Source organism: Paenibacillus sp. OT2-17, from assembly GCF_009827695.1.
GTDB classification, from domain to species: domain Bacteria; phylum Bacillota; class Bacilli; order Paenibacillales; family Paenibacillaceae; genus Paenibacillus; species Paenibacillus polymyxa_B.
Genome location: NZ_WUDQ01000594.1, coordinates 1 through 2,179, shown reverse-complemented (window position 1 = coordinate 2,179; position 2,179 = coordinate 1). Strand labels below are relative to the sequence as shown.

The following is a 2,179-nucleotide window of genomic DNA, read 5'->3' as shown; positions in this document are numbered from 1 at the left end:
TCGAACATCACTTTGCTTTTATCATGGTGGCAGGTGAGGTTTGCAGCGGCGAGCTGGTACAGCAATTACGCGATAAGCTGAACATAGACAAGCTGCTCAACATTTACGGCCCGACGGAAGCGGCTATATGTCTTCTTGTATGTATAAAGGAACCTCTTCGGCCCTTCTTTCTTAGAACCTGGTACTAAAACAGTATATAGCATGCTGACGTAAAAAGGAAGCATGCAGACAAAAAAAAGTAGCGCCTCACTGAAGTGAAGCGCTACTCTTCCTGCGAAGATTCCAAAGAATCCGCTTATCGGACATTATTGAGAGATGATCTCTCTAGCTTTGTACGTTCCGCAAACTTTGCACACATGGTGAGCAAGTTTCAATTCGCCGCATTCGGAGCATTTCACCATACCTGGTACTGCCAGTTTAAAGTGAGTACGACGTTTGTCGCGACGAGTTTTGGATGTTCTCCGTTGAGGTACTGCCATTATTCCCACCTCCTTAACCAGATCACCCCCGCATAGCGGGTATGACTTCTTATCTCATTCAAGACTGAAAGAAAATGCCAGAAGCAATTATCTTACAGCCGGTGAATCAAGCCTGCAACATCCACGCATCGGTTCAGTAACTCTCCGGCACAAGCGGATGATGATTTTTCAGAATTGAACTCAATTCTCATTTAAAAAAATCCTTAAGCCCTGCCAGACGCGGATCAATCTTTTCCGTATCGCCATCGTTACTGTCATCGGAGCCAATACTCCAGTTTTGTCCGGTCTTTGGTGCGATTCCCTGACAATCCTCACTGCACAAAGGCGCAAACGGCACATGCAGTACAAACAGTTCTTCACAATACGGTGCAATGTCGAAGGAGTCCTCCGTCACTGCGATAAAATCGCCATCTTCATCCTCCTCTTCAACACTCGAAGAGGTTTGCTTGAACCGTTCACGGAATTCAATCTTTAAATCCTCGTGCATCGGGCTTAAACAGCGTGAACACAGCATGTCCAGACCTGCGGTCAACGTGCCTTCCACGCTCATCAAGCCTTGACCCAGACTAACGGCGACCAAGTCGGTCTCCAGCGGGGAAACGGCCGTAACATCAGCACGATCATCCACCAATTCACTCACATTAAGAGATTCACGGATAGGAAAAGGACCGTCACTTGTTGCTACTTTTCGAAAAAATAGTTGCATCACTATCACTCCAAACAAACAAAAATTATTATACCGACTGATCGAGTCGTTTGTCAACACCTTTCACTTTACACCACTCACAAATCCACTGGTTTTCCAATGGTTCGACAAGTTTTATGCAGAAGCAAAAATGCATTGTGCTAAACATGTACCGATGAGTATTCGTACCCCCGCCACTCTTCGTGTACAATAATGCGAGTATAAAGCTTTTTCGTCCAGGTCTCAATGGTCTTGTTCATGCCGACGATGAAAAACAGTATAGCTGCCCTGAAAACAATCATTCACGGGTACTTAACCATTATTATCAAAATAGTTACCCAATAAGTTACTTTAAGAAAGGAGCCGACATACGGTCTTGAAAACACTCGGTATGATTGTAGAGTACAATCCTCTGCATAACGGACATGTCCATCACTGGCACTCGCCATGGGTGTGGACCTGGTTCTGGAGCTGCCTGTGGCCTATGCCGTCCAGCCTGCAGAATGGTTTGCCCGCGGAGCGGTCGCCCTGCTCCATGCGACGGGCATCGTCGACGCGCTCTGCTTCGGTAGCGAGAGCGGAGACATCGCCCCGCTGCGCGCGCTGGCCCGCGTGCTGGCGGCAGAGCCGGCCGAGCTCAAGGCCGGCATCGCGCAGCGCCTGAGCAGCGGCACGAGCTATCCCGCTGCCTACGCGGGAGCCGCAGCCGCGCTCGCGGCCGAAGGAGCGGACGGCGCTGCGCTCGCCGCCCTCATGCAGCAGCCCAACAATACGTTGGGGCTGCATTACTTGATTGCGCTGGAAAGACTGGGCAGCACAATCAAGCCCTTCACGGTAGCCCGCACGGGATCGGGCTACCACGAAGCCGTGGCGCCTGCGGACGGAGTCATCGCCAGCGCCACGGCCATCCGCCGTCTGCTGCTGGACGGCGGGCCGGAGGCCGCGTCGCCGTACATACCTGCGGCGACACTAGAGATTTTGCGACGCGAGTGGCAAGCCGAACGCGCGCCGTTGC

At 51.5% G+C, this 2,179-nt stretch carries 3 protein-coding genes and 1 pseudogene; 2 read left to right on the top strand and 2 right to left on the bottom strand.

Going from position 1 to position 2,179, the window contains the following annotated elements:
• The coding region (locus GRP75_RS30085; RefSeq protein ID WP_237449185.1) for a hypothetical protein at positions 1–188 on the top strand (188 nt) is incomplete at its 5' end.
• 117 nt (positions 189–305) lie between these two features.
• Here the strand turns inward: GRP75_RS30085 and rpmF are convergent.
• Together rpmF and GRP75_RS24985 are read right to left on the bottom strand one after the other, a co-directional pair.
• Positions 306–479 (bottom strand): 50S ribosomal protein L32, encoded by a 174-nt coding sequence (gene rpmF, locus GRP75_RS24990; RefSeq protein ID WP_007429979.1) that lies wholly within the window; start codon positions 477–479, stop codon positions 306–308.
• 187 nt (positions 480–666) lie between these two features.
• On the bottom strand, positions 667–1,185 hold the full coding sequence (locus tag GRP75_RS24985; protein ID WP_023988160.1) for a YceD family protein: 519 nt from the start codon (positions 1,183–1,185) through the stop codon (positions 667–669).
• Between the two features lie 355 nt (positions 1,186–1,540).
• On the opposite strand from GRP75_RS24985, the pseudogene GRP75_RS24980 reads away from it, so the two are divergent.
• Positions 1,541–2,179, top strand: a pseudogene (locus tag GRP75_RS24980) (nucleotidyltransferase family protein); the annotation flags it as partial.